Source organism: Kitasatospora sp. NPDC096077, from assembly GCF_040303245.1.
In the GTDB taxonomy this organism is placed as follows: Bacteria; Actinomycetota; Actinomycetes; order Streptomycetales; family Streptomycetaceae; genus Kitasatospora.
This window is the reverse complement of record NZ_JBEOSV010000001.1, coordinates 285,576-301,953: the sequence shown is the minus strand read 5'-3', so window position 1 is coordinate 301,953 and position 16,378 is coordinate 285,576. Positions and strand designations below refer to the sequence as shown.

The following is a 16,378-nucleotide window of genomic DNA, read 5'->3' as shown; positions in this document are numbered from 1 at the left end:
CACATGGCATGGGACACCGCGAAGACCAAGAGGCTGCTGCTGGACGCGGCCGTGGACGAGTTCGCCGCGCACGGGCCCGAGGGGGCGAGGATCGACCGCATCGCGGCCGTGGCCGGGGTCAACAAGGAGCGGATCTACCCCTACTTCGGGGGCAAGGCCCGGTTGTTCGAGGCGGTGGTCCAGCGGGAGCTGGAGCAGCTGGCCGCCGCGGTGCCGATGGCGGAGGCGGACGGGCGGGCGGTGGAGCTCCCGGAGTACGCCGGGCGGGTGTTCGACTACCACCTCGCCCATCCGCACCTGCTGCGCCTGCTGCAGTGGGAGGCGCTGTGCGGCGACGCGGCTGCTCCGGCCGCGGGTGAGGAGCAGCGAACGGCGTACTACGCGGGGAAGGTCGAGGCGGTCGCCCGTGCGCGGGGGGAGGGGGCGGGCGCGGTGCGGCCGGAGGACCTGCTGTACGCCGTGGTGGCGCTGGCGGGCTGGCAGTTCGCCGCGCCGCAGCTGGCCCGGATGATCCTCGGCGGGGCGGCGGTGGCGGATCCGGCGTCCCGGCGTGCGGCTGTGGTGGAGATGGTGCGCAGGCTCGCTTCCTGAATCGACCTTCCTGAATCGACTCGGGCCCCATTTCCAACTGGCGGGTTGGAAATGGGGCCGCTTCCGGCTAGTGTCCAACTCGTCAGTTGGAAATCCTTCCGTGAACCGCAGGGAGCCGACCATGCCGGTCATGTCCGCACGCCCCGACGCTGCACGCCCCGACGCTGCACACCCCGACGCCGCACGTCCCGACGCCGCTCTCGTCCTGATCGAGTTCCAGCGCGAGTGGCTCGACCCCGAGCACGGCCGCCTCAACCACCTCGTCGAGGACCGTGGCCTGCTCGACACCGCCGTCCGCGGCGCGGCCGCCGCGCTGGCCGCCGCCCGCGCGCACGGCGTCCCCGTCGTGCACGTGCCGCTGGTGCTCACCCCCGGTGCGCCCGAGCTGGCGAGCTGGACCCCGGCGCGGCTCGGCCTGCGCGCGGCTATCCCGAAGGCCGGTACCTGGATCGAGGGCAGCGCCGGCGTCGAGTTCGCCGAGGCGTTCCGGCCCGCGCCCGGCGAACCGGTCGTGCGCGGCCGGGCCGGGGCGAGCGCCTTCGCCGGCTCCTCCGACTTCGACCTGATCCTGCGCCGGCTCGGCGTCACCGACCTCTACCTGGCCGGCTTCGCCACCCACGTGTGCGTCGAGTCCACCCTGCGCGAGGCCCATGACCGCGGCTACACCGCCCATGTCGTCCACGACGCCTGCGCGGCCTTCACCCGGGGCCAGCAGGAGCACGTCCGCGAGCACGTGATCCACCACTTCGGCGCCGAGACCGACGCCGCCGCCTTCGCCGCCTCGCTGCGCACCGCGGTCCGAGCCGCCGAACTCCGTTGAGGCGCCTGTCGCCTGTCGTCCTGCCGCTTGCCGTCCGGCGGCCGCCTCACGCCGGTGTGGCGGCGGCGGGCAGCAGGCGTGCCAACTCCCGGGCCGTCCGGGCCCAGGCGGGGGTGGCGGGGTCGATGACGTCGAAGTGGTCGGCGCCGGGGAGTTCCAGCAGGAGGGCCTCCGGTCCGGCGGCGTCGGCGTAGCGGCGGCTGAGTTCCGGGGGCACGTGCGGGTCGGCGCTGCCGTGCACGATCAACTGCGGTACGCCGAGCGGGAGCAGGGCCATCGGGTCGGCCCGCCGGTACACCTCCGGGCGTTCGGTCGGCCCGCCGCCGAGCAGTTCGGCCACCGCCCCGTTGCTCAGGCCCAGCCGTGCGGCCAGGCCGAGATCGCAGACGCCGGCCAGCGACACCACCGCCGCCGGCCGGACGGTCCGGGACAGCGCGGCTGCCCAGAGGGCGAGTTGGCCCCCGGCCGAGTGGCCGATCAGGGCGACCCGGGCGGGGTCGACCGCCCCGCCGTCGAGGCCGGGGAGGGCGTCCAGTGCGGTGGCGACGTCCTCGAAGGTGCCCGGCCAGCCGCCGCCGGGCAGGCCGGTGCGCCGGTACTCGACGTTCCAGACCGCGTAGCCGCGGGCCTGGAGGTCGGCCGCGAGCAGGTGCATCAGGTCGAGGCGGTAGCGGGCCCGCCAGTAGCCGCCGTGCAGCAGCACCGCTGCCGCGCCGTCGCCGCCGGGCCAGTACTCGCCGTACTGCTCCGGCGCGGAGCCGTACCGGGCGAGCTCGAAGGATCCCGGCGGGCTGTCGGTCAGCCGGGCCAGTTCCGGCGGGTAGGTCTGCGGCGGGAAGGCCTGCGGCGGTGCCTTGTCCGTCGTCGTCATCGGGTCGGTCCGTCCGTGAAGTCCGTGAAGTCCGTGATGTTCGCGGTGTCCGGGAGGCGCGGGTGCCGGTGGTGCACGAACGTGACCCTGCCCGGTCCGAACGGCCCGGCACCCGTGATGTTCCGCACAGTCACGCCAACCACCGCCTCAGCCGGGCTGGTTGGCGGACTCACGGGCCCGCTCGATCGCGGCCCGGACGAGACGCGCGAGGCCGCCCGCCGGCAGCCCCCGACCGCCGGGAAGCCCCGCGCGCCAGGGGCCCCGGGGCGGGTAGTGTCCCGCGCGGGGCGACCGGGCGGGGGCCGGTGACGTCCCGTGAGGGCGGGGGCGAACCGTGAACCGGGAGGGGACGATGGGACGTCACGAGCTGGAACCGGAACTGGCCGTGCTGGTACGGACGGCGTTCGCGGAGGCGGGGACCGAGGTGACCCTGCACGGGGACGTCGCCCGGGACGCCCACGGGCGCGACTACGGGCTCGGCGGTCTGCTGGAACTGGTGGCACGGCGGTCGGACGTCCCGCTGGGGCTGCTGGTCCGCAGCCATGTCCTCGACCTGGTCGCCGCCGTCCAGGGCCGGGCCGCGGACGACCCCGGCTCGCCGGAGGAGGAGGCCGCCCGGCTCCATCCGCTGCTGCTGGCCGCCGCCGACCTGGCCGACCCCGCACAGCACCCGCACGCGCTCGAAGTCGCGCCCGGGATCCTGGAGTTCCTCGCGCTGGAGTCGCCGCTCGGCTGGCAGGTGCTGACCGCCGCCGCCGTCGCCGAACTCGGGGACGTGCCGTCGCTGCGCCGGGACGCGCGGGCCCGGCTCGCCCGGCTGCCGGTCGAGCAGCACCAGGTCCGGCCGGCCGGGCAGGGCGGCAACCTCCATGTGGTCACCGGGAATTCGGCGCTGACCGGGAGCCGGGTGCTCGCCCTGGACGCCGTCCACCGGGAGCTGACCGGCCGGGAACTGCCGCCGGACGGCGCGGTGGTGGCCTTCCCCACGCCGTTCTGCCTGCTGTTCGCGCCCTTCGACGTCCGGGTGCCGGAGGTGTTCCAGGACTTGATCGAGACGGCGGTCCGGGAGTACGAGGCCTCCGGCGCGCCGCTGTCCCCGCACAGCTACTGGTGGCGGGACGGCGAGTTGACCCCGCTCACCGCGGTGGCGGAGGGCGGACTGCTGGAACTGCTGAACGCCGACGCGGTGATCGCCGCGGTCACCCGGCTGGCCGACGGGGGCGGGGAGGTGTCCGGGAAGCGCCCGCACCACTACGGCTTCGCGCACCGGGTGCTGCCCTCGCTCACCCACCTGGGGTCGGTACCGGGGGAGCGGATCGGCGCCGAACTGGTGCGGCTCTGGGAGGAGTTCGGCGCGACGCTGCCCGCGGACCAGCGGCTGGCGCCGGACGGCCTCCAAGGCGGGTTCGTCCAGGCCGACTTCGTCCAGGCCCGGGGGCACCGGCTGCTCATGGTCGCGCTCCCGGCGCCCCGGGCGGTGCCGGAGGCCTTCGCGGTCGTACTGGCCTGGCCGGGCGACGGCTCCGCGCAGCGGGCCTTCACCCTGGAGTACGCGGTGGACCCGATCACCGGCGAGCGCGGAGCGGTGCTGGGCGAGTGGGAGACGGCCGGCCGACGCCGGATGCACCGGATGGGCATGACCGCGGAGGCGCGTCCCTTCCTCCAGGCCGTGGTGGCCCTGCTCGACCCGCCGCCCGCGCCGCCGGCGAAGCCGAAGCGGCGCGGCCTGTTCCGGCGCTGAGCCCGGCCCGCGCCACCGGCCGCCGCGACGGTCGGCGGCCGGTGGCCCGGGGTCAGCTTCCCGGCCCGGAGTCAGCTTCCCGGCGCGGCCCGCAGCGGGAAGTGGCAGGCGGCCAGGTGGTCGTCCGGCCCGAAGGCGGTGAGCGGCGGCTCGGCCTCCGCGCAGATCTGCTGCGCCGCCGGGCAGCGGGTGCGGAAGCGGCAGCCGGACGGCGGGTCGATCGCCGACGGCAGCTCCCCGGCGACGCCCCGGCTGCTCTTGGCCCGCTCCACCACCGGGTCGGCCACCGGGACGGTGTCCAGCAGGCCGCGGGTGTAGTGGTGCACCGGCCGGGCGTACACCGACGGCGCCGGCCCGATCTCCACCAGCTTGCCCAGGTACATCACGCCGATCCGGTCGGAGAGGTAGCGGACCACCGACAGGTCGTGCGAGATGAACAGGTAGGACAGCCCGAGCTCGCCCTGGAGGTCGCGCATCAGGTTGAGCACCTGCGACTGGATCGACACGTCCAGTGCCGAGACGGGTTCGTCGGCGACGATCAGTCGCGGGCTCAGCGTCAACGCGCGGGCCAGGCCGATGCGTTGGCGCTGGCCGCCGGAGAACTCGTGCGGGTAGCGCTCCAGCGCGCTGAGCGGCAGGCCGACCAGGTCGAAGATCTCCCGGATCCGCCGGTCCCGGTCGGCCTGGCCGTCGACCCGGTGGATGTCCAGGGGTTCGCGCATGATCGACTGGACCGGCATCCGGGGGTTCATGGCCGCGTAGGAGTCCTGGAACATCAACTGGACGTCGCGGCGCAGTCGGCGCCGCTCGGCCCGGGGTACCAGGGTGAGGTCCCGGCCGTCGAACACCAGGCTGCCGCTGGTGGGCCGCTCCAGGCCGACGATGAGTTTGCCGACGGTGGTCTTGCCGCAGCCGGACTCGCCGACCAGGCCGAGGGTCTCCCCCCGGCGGACGGTCAGCGAGAGGCCGGCCACGGCGCTGACCGCGCCCACCGTCCGGCGCAGGACCAGGCCGCTGGTCACCGCGTACTCCTTGACCAGGTCGTCCACGCGCAACAGCGGCTCGGCGGGCGCCGCGTCGGCCACCGCCGGCTCCGCCGCGTCCTTCAGCAGTGCCACGGCGACCGGGTGGCCGGCGGTCCCGCTCCCCGCGCCGTCGACCGGGAAGTGGCAGGCGTAGCGGTGGTCCGGGCTCTCCCCGGCGAGCGGCGGCTCCTGGGTGTGGCACAGCTCCGTGGCGTAGCGGCAGCGGGAGGCGAACCGGCAGCCGGGCGGGGGAGCGGTGAGGTCCGGCGGCAGGCCGGGGATCGAGTAGAGCCGTTCGCCGGACTGGGCGAAACGTTCCGGCAGGGAGTCGAACAGCGCCTCGGTGTACGGGTGCCGGGGGCTGCTGTAGAGCTCCTCGGTGCCGGTGGTCTCGACGACCTTCCCGGCGTACATGACGGCGATCCGGTCGGCCCGTCCGGCGATCACGCCGAGGTCGTGGGTGACCAGGATGACGGCCATGCCGAGCTGTTCCTTGAGGTGGTCGATGAGTTCGAGGATCTGCTTCTGGACGGTCACGTCGAGGGCGGTGGTCGGTTCGTCGGCGATGAGCAGCTTGGGCTCGTTGGCCAGGGCCATCGCGATCATGGCCCGTTGGCGCATGCCGCCGGACAGTTCGTGCGGGTAGACCAGCGCCCGCCGGGCCGGGCTGGGCATCCCCACCAGCGAGAGCACCTCGACGGCGCGCTCGTGCGCCTCCTTCCGGGAGGCCCGGCGGTGGATGCGGACGGACTCGGAGATCTGCCGGCCGATGGTCATCGTCGGGTTGAGCGAGGTGGTCGGGTCCTGGAAGATCATTCCGATGTCGTTGCCGCGCACCCGGTCCATCCCGTCCGGCCCGAGCGCGAGCAGGTCCCGGCCGTCGAGCCGGACGCTGCCGCCGACCACGCTGCCGCCGTTCGGCAGCAGTTGCATGATCGACATGGCGGTCATGGTCTTGCCGCAGCCCGACTCGCCGACGATGCCGAGGGTCTCACCCGCGTCCACCGCGAGGTCGACGCCGTCCAGGGCGTGCACCACCGAGCGCTTCAGCCGGATCTCGGTGCGCAGGCCGGTCACTTCGAGGAGTGCCACTGCCGAACCTCCGTCACTTGGTCACCGCTTCTGGAGCCGGGTCTCGAAGGCGTCGCGCAGGGCGTCGCCGATCACGTTGAAGCACAGGATGATCAGGATGATCACGGCGGCGGGCGGATAGATCATCCACCAGAAGCCCTGGCCCGCGTAGTTGGTGCCGACGTCGAGCATGCCGCCCAGGTCGTTGTCGGGCGCCTGGAGGCCCAGGCCGATGTAGCTGAGCGTGGACAGGGCGAAGACCGCGTCGGCGATCGAGAACGTGGTGTTGACGATCGTGGTCCCGATGGTGTTGGGCAGGATGTGCTTCAGCACGATCCGCCGCCCGCCCGCGCCCATCATCCGGGACGCGGCGACGTAGTCGCGGACCTTGATCGCCAGGGCCTCGCCGCGGACCAGGCGGGTGATGCCGAACCAGGAGGTCAGACCGACCTCCAGGATCAGCATGGTCTTGCTCTTGCCGTAGACGCTGCTGAGGTAGATCAGCAGGAAGATCAGCGGGAAGGACATGAAGGAGTCGATCACCCGCATCATCAACGCGTCGAGCCAGCCGCCCAGGTAGCCCGCGACGGCGCCGTACAGCGCGCCGATGACGGCGGCGATCAGCCCGGCGGCGAGGCCGATCTCCAGACTGGTCTGGCCGCCGGCCATCACCTTGCCGAGCTCGTCGAGCCCGTCGTTGTCCGTGCCGAGCGGATGCCCGGCGCCCGGGGGCAGGGTGACGGCGGAGAGGTCCACCACCGAGGTGTCGGAGTGGTAGAACAGCGGGCCCAGGAAGCAGAACGCGGTGATCGCGACCAGGACGCCGACGGAGACCAGGGCGAGCCGGTTCTCGGCGAAGACCTCGGCGCCGCGGCGGAACATCGAGCGCGGCCGCCCGGCCGGTTCCCCGCCCGGGGCGGCGGTGCGGCCCGGGGGCGTGCCGGCCGAGGCGTCGGAGGGCGGGCCGGGCGTGGTGTCGGGTGCGGTGGCCATCAGGTGAACCTCACTCGTGGGTCCAGCACGGCGTAGCCGAGGTCGGCCAGCAGTGAACCGACCACGGTGGTCACCGCGGTGAGCAGGGTGGCGGCCAGCGTGATGCCGTAGTCGCTCTGCAGGGCGGCCCGGGTGGTCAGCAGGCCGATGCCCTGGATGTTGAAGACGTACTCGACGATCAGCGCGCCGCCGACCAGCGCGGGCATCGAGAGGCCGACCAGGGTGACCATCGGGATCAGGGCGTTGCGCAGCACGTGGCCGTACAGGGTGCGGCGCCGGGAGGCGCCCTTGGCCTGGGCGGACCGCACGTAGTCCTGGGTGATCTGGTCCAGCACCCCGGAGCGCATGTAGCGGCTGTAGCCGGCCACGGTGGTGATGGTCAGGGTGAGGATCGGCAGGCAGACGGCCTGCGGGTGGGTCAGCGCCTCGCCGAAGGTGGCCACCTGGTTCTGCACCGACACCCACCGCAGGTCGTCCTCGAACCACTGCTGGATCAGGAAGCCGAGGAAGAAGGTCGGCACGCCGTAGGCGACGAAGGAGAACACCGTGAAGGCGTGGTCCAGCCCGCTGTTGCGCCGGGTGGCCTGGAGCAGGCCCGCCGGCACCGAGATCAGCAGCGCCAGCAGCAGCGAGGCGCCGACGATGTAGGCGGAGGCGCCGAGGGCGTTGAACAGCAGGTCGGAGATCGGGCGCTGCTGGATGTAGTCGAAGCCCAGGTCGCCGTGGAGCAGGCCGTCCAGCCAGGTCCAGTACTGCACGTAGACGGGGCGGTCCAGGCCCATCTGGTGGGTGAGGTGGGCGATGTTGGCCGGGGTGGCGTGGGAGCCGAGGATCGCCCGGACCGGGCCGCCCGGCATCAGCTGCATCAGGCCGAAGGAGATGACCGTGACCAGCAGCACCGTCACGAGGGCCTGGAACAGTCGACGGATCAGGTAGGTGGTCACCGCGGCCCCCCGGAGGGGGCCGCGGTGCGCTCGGGGATGGCCGTCATTTCGTCAGGTACCAGTACTCCGGCTCGTAGCCCTGGAACGGGTCACCGGGGTCGACGTGCAGCTTCTTGGTGACCTCGCTGACCGTGAGGGTGTTGGGGGTGTAGATCACCGGCTGCACGCCCGCGATGTAGTCCTCGTAGGCGTACATGTCCTTGACGTCGCTGCCGGTGGTGGTCTTCACGATCAGCTGGTCCAGCTTCGGGTCGGAGAAGCTCCAGACGTTCGGCCCGGCCCCGGTCGCGAACAGCGCGTCACCGGTCGGGTAGTAGTCGGGCGCGAAGACCCAGCCGCCGTAGAGCAGCGCCTGCCACTGGCAGCCGGCCGGCTGGGCGGGGGTGCAGGCCACGCCCTCGTTGCCGATGGTGTTCTGGGTCTTGCTGACCGCGGTGATGCCGATGCCGGCCTTGGCCGCGTCCGAGCGCATGTCCGCCGCCATGGTGTCCAGCGCGGCCTGGCCGGAGGGGTAGTCCATGGTGAACGCGGCCTTGGTGCCCGCCGCGATGCCGGCCCCGCACTGGTCCGGGCCGGTGCCCGGGTTGGCGCAGGTGGCCGGGGTGCTGTCGGTGTTCCAACCGTGGCTCTTCAGCAGCTGTTTGGCGGCCGCCGGGTCGTAGACGGCGCGCTCGGACTGGCTCTTGGGGGAGAGCGGGTTGCCGGCCGGCTGGGTGGGCACGGCGCCGGTGCTCGGGTAGGCCCAGCCCTTCCAGACGCCGTTGATGATGCCCTGCTGGTCCACGGTCTCCTGGACCGCCTTGGTGAAGTACGGCTGCTTGAACAGCGGGCCCACGTCCGGGTTGGCGAAGTTGATCTGGTAGTACGAGATCTCGTCCAGGTAGGTCGGGGCCGGGATGTAGTAGCCCGCGGAGCTCAGCGGGTTGCCGGCGTCCGGGTTCTTGGCGTTGAAGACCGGGGAGTCCTCGGCCGGCAGGTAGCCGACGTCGATGGCGTTGGTGCCGCCGCTGCCGGCCTTCAGGTCCGCGTACTCGGTGGTGTCCGAGGTGTAGGGGACGAAGTCCACCTCGTCGAGGTGGGGCTTCTGCGGTCCCGAGTAGGTGGCGTTCGGCACGATCGAGTACGCGCCGGAGGTTCCGTTGTAGCTCTTCAGCTTCCACGGGCCGTCGACCACCGCCCACAGCGGGCTGCCTGCGAAGTCGCCGCCCTTGGTCGACTGGGCGTTGAGGTAGGTGTAGTCGGCCGCGCAGTCCTTCGCGGCGGCGTCCGAGCCGAACGCGTCGCTCGCGCAACTGCCCTTCTGGCCCGCGCCGGTGACGTCCCAGGCGAGCGGCATCGGGGTGATCTGGCTGAGCTCGTCGTCGGTGAACCAGCTCTGGTTGACCGGGGTGTTGAGGGTCAGCGTCAGGGTCTGGCCGGAGGCGGTGGCCGACGCCACGTTGTCCGGGAAGTACTTGGCGCCGATCGCCGGGTTCGGCGGGGTGTAGTAGCCGCTGTTGGAGGTCTCGGCCTTGGCCATGTTGATCCAGAACAGCACGTCCTGGGCGGTGACGTCCTCGCCGTTGGACCACTTCCACGGCTTGACCTGGATGGTGACGGTCGTCCCGTCCGGGCTCCAGGTGGGCATCTCCCCGACGGAGACGTCCTGGTCCAGGGTGACCTTGTCGTTCAGGCCCCAGTAGTACAGCGGGCGGTAGAACAGGTCCTGGAACTGGCTGGTGTTCACCGTGCTGACCTGGGCCGCGGTGTCGAACGGCCAGATGGCGTCCGGGAAGGTGGAGGGCGGCTCCGCGACCCGCACCACCCCGCCCTGGACCGGCGCCCCGGTCGGGCCGGGGCTGCTGCCGTTCGCGCCGCCGCCGCTGCTTCCGCCGGTGCAGGCCGTGGCGGCCGCCAGCAGCGTGACCAGTGCCACGGGCCGGGCGAGTCTGCGTGCTCTTACGGGCTTCGTCATCCTGGGCATGCCCCTCTCACCTCACGCGAGTACCAGTGAGTACGTTCCTTGCGCGATCCGACGGTTCACCGAAAGCGGGCACGGTGGTGCCGCGTTCGGGCATGGGGTGGCTCTCCCGACGTGGGAAGGCGCCGGTGTGTCCGGGCCTCGGCCGCGCGTTGCCGGCCGGGCCCCGTCGGGTGCTAACAGTTACACCGATTTCTCGGGCGGAGAGAAGAGTACAGTCGCTCACGGTTCGTCAAGTTTTTTTCAAGGAACGGATCTTGAGACGGCTGAAGGCTCCTGACCTCGGACGGGGCCGGAGGGGCGGAGCGGGTGTGAGGAAACCCCCATCCGGTTCTCAGCCCGTTCAAAGCCGCGTTCCCTAGCGTCGGTGGACATGACGAAGCGAAGCGTCCTCCGGACGGGGCTGCTGGCACCCGTCGGCGTCCTCGCGGCCGCGGGGATCATCACCGGGGTGCTGCACGGGCATTCCGGCGCGGCTCCCAGCCGGCCGCGGATGTCCGTCGTGGCCGCCGCCGTCCCGGCGCCGGGGCCCGCCGTGCCGACCCCGGCGGCGTCCACGGCGGCTCCTGTGCCGACACCTACCGCGGCTCCTGTGCCGACACCGACTCCCACGCCCACGCCCACGCCGACTCCCACGCCCGCCCCCGCCCCCGCCCCCGTCGCCGACGAGGCGCTGCGCACGGCGGCCGCCCGGGCGGGTGGCGCCCTCTCGGTGTCGGTCACCGACCTGACGACCGGGCAGTCGCTCGACTACGGCGCGCCCGGCCACGCGTTCGCCACCGCCAGCATCGTCAAGGTCGACATCCTGGCCACCCTGCTGCTCCAGTCCCAGGACAGCGGCAGCGCGCTGACCGCCGCGCAGCAGGACCTCGCCACCGCCATGATCGAGAACAGCGACAACGACTCGGCGACGGCCCTGTGGAACGCGATCGGCCAGGACGCCGGTCTGAACGCCGCGGACCGGCGCTTCGGACTGACCGCCACCACGGGCGGCACGGACGGCTACTGGGGCCTGACCACCACGACCGCCGCCGACCAGGCGCAGCTGCTGCGCCAGGTGTTCACCGGCGACTCGATCCTCTCCCCGGCCTCGCGCGGCTACCTCCAGCAGTTGCTGGGCCAGGTGGAGAGCGACCAGCGCTGGGGGGTGAGCGCGGCGGCGACCGGCGGCACGTCCGCGGTCAAGGACGGCTGGCTGCCGCGCGACGCGGACGGCCTGTGGGTGATCAACAGCATCGGGACGGTCGAGCACGACGGGCACCAGCTGCTGATCGCGGTGGTCTCGGACGGCAACGCCGACGAGTCCGACGGCATCGCCCTGGTGCAGTCGGTGGCCCAGGCGGCCGCCGGCTCGCTGAACGGGGGGTGATCGTTCTTTCGTCCCCCGTCCCCCTGGCCGACCGGTCACCGAGGGCCGCCCGCACCCCTGTGGCGGGCGGACCCCGGTGGCCGGTCGCTCAGGCGAGGGTCCGGCACATGTTCTCCACCCGGTGCTGGGCCAGCACCTCGACCTGCTGGTCCGGGTGCACCAGCAGGACCGCGCCGCCGCTGAACACGTAGTCCCCGACCGGGTGGTAGGGGTTGCCGGGGTGGATCTTCGCGGAGATGTGCGAGGACTTCGGGACGTCCCACAGCGTGCTGCCGTCCGTCAGCCGGTACTCGGTGGCCCGGCCGCTCTGGTCGCGGTCGACCTGGGCACCGGTGTCCAGATTGGTGTAGCGCAGGGTCAGCGGGCCGCGCCAGAGGACCGTCGCGGGCGAGCCGTCGGGGTGCCGGGCGACCGTCTTGGTCTCCTCCTGGTCGAGCAGGTCGGTGATGTACAGGTGGAACGGGCAGACCGTGCCGGCGGGCGCGTCGTAGTCCTGGCCGTGGTACGGCTGCCAGCCGTCGTCGTCGGCGTGTGCGGCAGGGGCGGCCGGCAGCAGGACGACCGTGGCCAGGACCGCGACGAGGGCGGCGGAACGGGCGAGGACGGCGGAACGGGCGAGGGGCGACGGCATGCGCATGGAGGCCTCCTGGGCGTCGGGGCGGGACCGGACGGCCGACCGGTGGCCCACTGCCGCCGCGGCCGCGCACCGGTTATCGTCGGACCGCGGCGGCACCGGCGCGACGTTTTCGGTCTGGGCCGAAAGCCCGGGAACGCCGGGAGGTGCGGAGCATGGTGCTGCGGATCCACTTCACGGCCGAGGACCTGCTCGGCACCCGGTTCGCGGACGGTCCGGCGCCGCTGCTGGAGGTCGAACTGGCCGTCGCCATGCTGCAACGGCCCGGTACGGACCCGGCGTTCGCCCGGCGGCAGCGGCTGCTCGGGACGATGGCCGCGCGGTCCGTCGCGCCGCTGACCGAGCTGGTCCCGGCGACCGGCGCGGGCCCGTTCTTCCTCGATCCGCTCAGCGCCGACCTGGAGCACGGGCTGGAGCTGGTGCGGTCGTCGGCGGACACCCTGGTGCGCAGCGAACTCGGTCGGATCTGCCGCAACGGGCTGCCCGTCACCCCGTTGATGCGCGGCCTGGCCAATCAGGACCGGCAGGCCTGGCAGTACCTGGAGGCCAGCCTGCGCGCCTCCCACGCGGCGCTGATCGACGCGGTCTGGCCGCGGCTGCGCACCGGCTTCGACACCGACCTCGCCTGGCGCGGACAGGTGCAGCGCGAGCAGGGGCTGCGCGGGATGCTGGCCGGCCTCCACCCGGGCAGCCGATGGCGCGGCAGCACCCTGGAGATCGCGGTGGAACGGGAGTTGGACTTCCGGCTGGAGGGCGGCGGCGTCCTGCTGCTGCCCTCCGCGCAGTGGACCGGGGAGCCGCTGTGCGCCCCGCTGCCGGACGGATCGCTGCTGCTGGTCTACCCGGCGCTCACCCCGTTGCCCCAGCTGTTCGAGGAGGCGCCCGCGCCGGGGGCGGACCCGGACGAGCCGGTGGCCGCCCTGCTCGGGCGGACCCGCTCGGCGGTCCTGCGGCTGACGCTGCGCGAACCGACCACCAGCCAACTCGCCCGTGAGCTCGGCATCTCGGCGGCCAGCGCCTCCGAGCACGCCCGGGCGCTGCGGCGGGCCGGGCTGGTCAGCACCGTGCGGGCCGGCCGGGCGGTGCGGCACAGTTGCACCCCGCTCGGGCACCGGCTGCTCGCCGCCGCGGCGCGCACCTCCGCGCCGCGTCCGGGGCGCGCCTCCGCCCTGGTGGGAGGAGCGCGAACGAAAACTGACGGTCAGTCGGATAACGCGGACCGGAACTGGTAGAAAAGAGGCCGCGCGGCAAGCGGTCGACACAGGGGCGGAGCGGGGGAGTTGACGGAGCACGAGCGCGGCCACGGGGCCACCCACATCCGTAACGTGGTCACCGACAGCACGGTCCACTACCTGGTGCAGATCGGTGTGCTCAACGGCGACCTGCACCTCACCGTGCCGCCCCGGACGGAGGCGGCGGACACGCCGCTCGGCCGTGCCGAGGAGCGGCTCGCCCGCAGCCTGCTGCACCAGTGGCGGGCCGAGGCCGACGCCTGGGAGATGGCCGACCCCGAACCGCTGGCCGTCCGCTGGGTGCACAGCCGCACCGCGCTCGCGCCGGGGACCGAGCTGCGCGGGCGCGGCGACCGGGTCGACACGATGGCCGGGGCCCTGCTGGGGCTCGACCACCGCCGGCTGCTGATCCTCGGCGGGGCCGGCGCGGGCAAGACGACCCTCGCCGTGCTGCTCACCCTGGAGCTGCTCGCCCGTCGGCTCACCCGGGGCGAGGACGTCCCGGTGCCCGTGCTGCTGTCGCTGGAGTCCTGGGACGCCGAGCGGGTCAACTTCCATGACTGGCTGATCGGCCGGGTCACCGAGGAGCACCCCGGTCTGCCACGGGTGGACGGGCTCCACCCGGCCCGCCGGCTGGTGAGCGAGCGCCGGCTGCTGCCCGTCCTGGACAGCCTCGACGAACTGCCCGGGCACCGCCGGATCGCCGTGCTCCGCGCGCTCGGCCACCAACTGGGCGGCGAGGGCGGGGTGGTGCTGATCTGCCGGACCGAGCCCTACCGCGAACTGGTGGCCACCCAGCAGGACGTGCTCCGGGTGGACTCGGCGATCGAGGCGCTGCCGCTCGACCCCACCGACGTCGCCTCCTACCTGCGCCGCGTCCGGCAGCCCTCGCGCGCCGCGCAGTGGGCGCCGTTGCTGGAGGAACTCCGCTCCGCGCCGGACAGCCCGGTGAGCCGGGCGCTGTCGACGCCGCTGATGGTGTGGCTGCTGCGGCGCGGGTACGAGCGGGCGCCGGCGGAGCCGGGGGAACTGCTGGACCGCGGGCGCTTCGCGAACGCCTGGCAGGTGGAACAGCACCTGCTCGACCGGATCGTGCCCGCCTCCTTCCCGCCGCTGCCGCCCTCGCCCGACCGGCTGCACCCGCCCCGGCAGTGGGAACCGCGGCGGGCGCGGGTCTGGCTGTCCTTCCTCGCCCGGCTGATGAACCGCCAGCAGACCGCCGAGCTGGCCTGGTGGCGGCTGTTCGGCGCGCCGCTGCCGCGGGCGCTGACGGGGCCCGCGCTGATCGCGGTGGGGATCGTCCTGTCGGTGCTGTTCGACCAGGTGCTGGGAGCCGTCGAGGGCTCCAGGAACCCGTTCGGCTACGGCAGCTCCCTGGGCCTCGGCGTGGCCCTCGCGGGGGTGTCCCGGACGGCCGGGCAGGTGTGGTTCGGGGACGACGCCACGGCGACGCCCCGGCGGCGGGTCGATCCGCTGCGCTTCGCCGGGGCGCTCCGCTCGGCCGGCCGCAACGGGCGGCTGGGCCGGGCCTGGCGGCTCACCGTGGTGATCGGCGGGCCGCCGGTGGTCCTCGCCCTGGGACTGTGGCAGCTGCTGGAACCGGGGACGGAGGGCATCGCCCTGATGGCGGCGGTGCTGCTGTCCGGCTATCTGACGATCGTGCTGGCGGCCCCCTCGGACACCGTGGACGCCGCCACCCCCGACGCGCTGCTGCGCTCGGAGCGGACCTCGGTCCTGGTCACGCTGCTCGTCCTCGCGCCGCTGCTCGCCGTGGGAGCCGGGCTGGTCGACTGGTCGGTGGCCCAGCGCTACGGCTCCCACCAGGTGGACTGGATCCACGCGGCGGCGACCTGGTGCGGGGCCGCCGCGACCTTCCTGCTGCTCAGCCCGTGGAGCCGGTGGCTGCTGGCGCGGTGCTCGCTGGCGCTGGCCGGCCGGCTGCCCTGGCCGCTGATGACCTTCCTGCGGGACGCCCACCGGGCCGGCCTGCTGCAGCGGACCGCCGGGACGTACCGCTTCCGCAACCTGCGGCTGCAGCAGCACCTGGCCGGCCGGGCCGTTGCCGGTCCGGGTGGTGCCGTCGCCCAGGGGGCCCCGGTGGGCCCGGTGGTCCCCGCTCCCCGGGCGACTCCGAACGGTCCGGTCGTGCCCGGTCCGGCGACGGTCGCGACCGGTCCGCTCGCCGGCGTCTCCCTGCGCCCGGCCTCGGCCTGGCGCGGAATCACCGTGCGTCGGGAGCCGGGCTCGTACCTGCTCAGCGGCCGGATCCGGACGGTCATGCTCGCGCACTGGGCCCCGATCGGCGCCCTGCTCGGCCTGCACCTGGTCCGGATCACGGTGAGCGGCGCCTGGGACCAGGCGGACTCCTGGAAGCCGCTGCTCGGGCTGCCCGCCCTCGGCCTGCTGGTGATGCTGATCAGCCTGCTGCGCCGGCGGCGCCTCGAACTGCACATCACCGACACCTTCATCGCCGCCGGGCAGGGCCGGTTCCGCTGCCGCTACGAGTGGTCCGACGTGGCCGAGGCGGCCCTCCGTCCGGTGCACCTGCGCGGTCGGGACACCCGGGCCCACGGCATCCACGTCCGGTTGCGGCCGGGTGCACCCGTCCCGCCGGAGCGCTTCCGGGGGCGGGACGGGTGGTACCTGGTGCAGCCGATGACCGTCTTCCGCGCTCTGCCCCCGGACCTCGTGGAGGCGCTGGAGCAGCTCTCCGGCGGGCGCTGGCGGCCGCCCGGTCCGTGACCCCGTCAGTCCTTGAGGTGCTCCGCGAGGTACCCGAGCACCGGGGACCACTCCTCGATCCGGACCCCGCCGAGCACCGCGGCCTCGTGGTACGGATCGCGGTCGAGGAGCCGCCGCAACTCGGCCTCGTCGTCCGCCCGGAAGACCAGCAGTCCTCCGGTGTCGCTGGTGAACGGCCCGGAGAGGACCAGGCTGCCCGCCACCTGGAGCTCCGTCAGGAACGCGCGGTGCGCGGGCCGCACGGGCAGGTGGCGCTTGTCGGGGGTGAAGACGTACTCGACCGCGTAGTAGGCCATGGTGTCCGCCGTGCTCCTCGTTCGGTGGTCGATCGGGGGAGTGGATCGTCCCTCCACTCTGCCAGGCTCCGGCCCCGGGCGGTGGTGGG

13 protein-coding genes are annotated in these 16,378 nt (G+C 73.5%); 6 read left to right on the top strand and 7 right to left on the bottom strand.

The features are described from left to right. Positions 1-3 precede the first annotated feature (3 nt). Positions 4-591: a TetR/AcrR family transcriptional regulator gene (locus tag ABTZ03_RS01080; protein WP_350510723.1), complete on the top strand. Its 588-nt coding sequence runs from the start codon at positions 4-6 to the stop codon at positions 589-591. Between the two features lie 130 nt (positions 592-721). Next, complete coding sequence (locus tag ABTZ03_RS01075; protein ID WP_350510722.1) at positions 722-1,411, top strand: isochorismatase family protein; 690 nt, start codon at positions 722-724, stop codon at positions 1,409-1,411. Between the two features lie 46 nt (positions 1,412-1,457). Here the strand turns inward: ABTZ03_RS01075 and ABTZ03_RS01070 are convergent, their stop codons facing one another. After that, complete coding sequence (locus tag ABTZ03_RS01070) at positions 1,458-2,282, bottom strand: alpha/beta hydrolase family protein (protein ID WP_350510721.1); 825 nt, start codon at positions 2,280-2,282, stop codon at positions 1,458-1,460. Between the two features lie 352 nt (positions 2,283-2,634). Between ABTZ03_RS01070 and ABTZ03_RS01065 the strand changes: the two genes are divergently transcribed. Beyond that, positions 2,635-4,023: a hypothetical protein gene (locus tag ABTZ03_RS01065; protein ID WP_350510720.1), complete on the top strand. Its 1,389-nt coding sequence runs from the start codon at positions 2,635-2,637 to the stop codon at positions 4,021-4,023. 71 nt (positions 4,024-4,094) lie between these two features. Here ABTZ03_RS01065 and ABTZ03_RS01060 read toward each other — a convergent pair whose 3' ends face one another. Genes ABTZ03_RS01060 through ABTZ03_RS01045 form a run of 4 tightly spaced genes read right to left on the bottom strand, consistent with a single transcriptional unit; the run spans position 4,095 to position 10,019 of the window. Further along, positions 4,095-6,140: an ABC transporter ATP-binding protein gene (locus tag ABTZ03_RS01060; RefSeq protein WP_350510719.1), complete on the bottom strand. Its 2,046-nt coding sequence runs from the start codon at positions 6,138-6,140 to the stop codon at positions 4,095-4,097. A 21-nt stretch (positions 6,141-6,161) separates the two neighbouring features. After that, the gene (locus ABTZ03_RS01055) at positions 6,162-7,112 is read right to left on the bottom strand and encodes an ABC transporter permease (RefSeq protein ID WP_350510718.1); all 951 of its coding nucleotides are present in this window, start codon (positions 7,110-7,112) and stop codon (positions 6,162-6,164) included. Continuing rightward, positions 7,112-8,056, bottom strand: a complete 945-nt coding sequence (locus ABTZ03_RS01050) for an ABC transporter permease (RefSeq protein WP_350510717.1) — start codon at positions 8,054-8,056, stop codon at positions 7,112-7,114. Before ABTZ03_RS01050 ends, ABTZ03_RS01055 begins: the two co-directional genes overlap by 1 nt. A gap of 43 nt (positions 8,057-8,099) precedes the next feature. Continuing rightward, positions 8,100-10,019 (bottom strand): ABC transporter substrate-binding protein, encoded by a 1,920-nt coding sequence (locus ABTZ03_RS01045; protein WP_350510716.1) that lies wholly within the window; start codon positions 10,017-10,019, stop codon positions 8,100-8,102. A gap of 370 nt (positions 10,020-10,389) precedes the next feature. Here ABTZ03_RS01045 and ABTZ03_RS01040 point away from each other — a divergent pair, with 370 nt between their 5' ends. Then, on the top strand, positions 10,390-11,385 hold the full coding sequence (locus tag ABTZ03_RS01040; protein WP_350510715.1) for a serine hydrolase: 996 nt from the start codon (positions 10,390-10,392) through the stop codon (positions 11,383-11,385). Positions 11,386-11,473: 88 nt separating this feature from the next. Here the strand turns inward: ABTZ03_RS01040 and ABTZ03_RS01035 are convergent, their stop codons facing one another. Continuing rightward, positions 11,474-12,022, bottom strand: coding sequence for a hypothetical protein (locus tag ABTZ03_RS01035; RefSeq protein WP_350510714.1), 549 nt, complete (start codon positions 12,020-12,022; stop codon positions 11,474-11,476). A 152-nt stretch (positions 12,023-12,174) separates the two neighbouring features. Here ABTZ03_RS01035 and ABTZ03_RS01030 point away from each other — a divergent pair, with 152 nt between their 5' ends. Next, positions 12,175-13,251, top strand: coding sequence for a helix-turn-helix domain-containing protein (locus tag ABTZ03_RS01030; RefSeq protein WP_350510713.1), 1,077 nt, complete (start codon positions 12,175-12,177; stop codon positions 13,249-13,251). Positions 13,252-13,299: 48 nt separating this feature from the next. Continuing rightward, positions 13,300-15,993, top strand: coding sequence for an NACHT domain-containing protein (locus ABTZ03_RS01025; RefSeq protein ID WP_350510712.1), 2,694 nt, complete (start codon positions 13,300-13,302; stop codon positions 15,991-15,993). Between the two features lie 5 nt (positions 15,994-15,998). Here the strand turns inward: ABTZ03_RS01025 and ABTZ03_RS01020 are convergent, their stop codons facing one another. Beyond that, on the bottom strand, positions 15,999-16,289 hold the full coding sequence (locus ABTZ03_RS01020; protein WP_350510711.1) for a YciI family protein: 291 nt from the start codon (positions 16,287-16,289) through the stop codon (positions 15,999-16,001). Positions 16,290-16,378 lie beyond the last annotated feature (89 nt).

Bases quoted from the DNA above. Each gene is read 5' to 3' on its own strand.
- ABTZ03_RS01080 (WP_350510723.1), top strand. From the start codon at position 4: ATGGCATGGGACACCGCGAAGACCAAGAGGCTGCTGCTGGACGCGGCC.
- ABTZ03_RS01075 (WP_350510722.1), top strand. From the start codon at position 722: ATGTCCGCACGCCCCGACGCTGCACGCCCCGACGCTGCACACCCCGAC.
- ABTZ03_RS01070 (WP_350510721.1), bottom strand. From the start codon at position 2,282: ATGACGACGACGGACAAGGCACCGCCGCAGGCCTTCCCGCCGCAGACC.
- ABTZ03_RS01065 (WP_350510720.1), top strand. From the start codon at position 2,635: ATGGGACGTCACGAGCTGGAACCGGAACTGGCCGTGCTGGTACGGACG.
- ABTZ03_RS01055 (WP_350510718.1), bottom strand. From the start codon at position 7,112: ATGGCCACCGCACCCGACACCACGCCCGGCCCGCCCTCCGACGCCTCG.
- ABTZ03_RS01045 (WP_350510716.1), bottom strand. From the start codon at position 10,019: ATGCCCAGGATGACGAAGCCCGTAAGAGCACGCAGACTCGCCCGGCCC.
- ABTZ03_RS01040 (WP_350510715.1), top strand. From the start codon at position 10,390: ATGACGAAGCGAAGCGTCCTCCGGACGGGGCTGCTGGCACCCGTCGGC.
- ABTZ03_RS01035 (WP_350510714.1), bottom strand. From the start codon at position 12,022: ATGCGCATGCCGTCGCCCCTCGCCCGTTCCGCCGTCCTCGCCCGTTCC.
- ABTZ03_RS01030 (WP_350510713.1), top strand. From the start codon at position 12,175: ATGGTGCTGCGGATCCACTTCACGGCCGAGGACCTGCTCGGCACCCGG.
- ABTZ03_RS01020 (WP_350510711.1), bottom strand. From the start codon at position 16,289: ATGGCCTACTACGCGGTCGAGTACGTCTTCACCCCCGACAAGCGCCAC.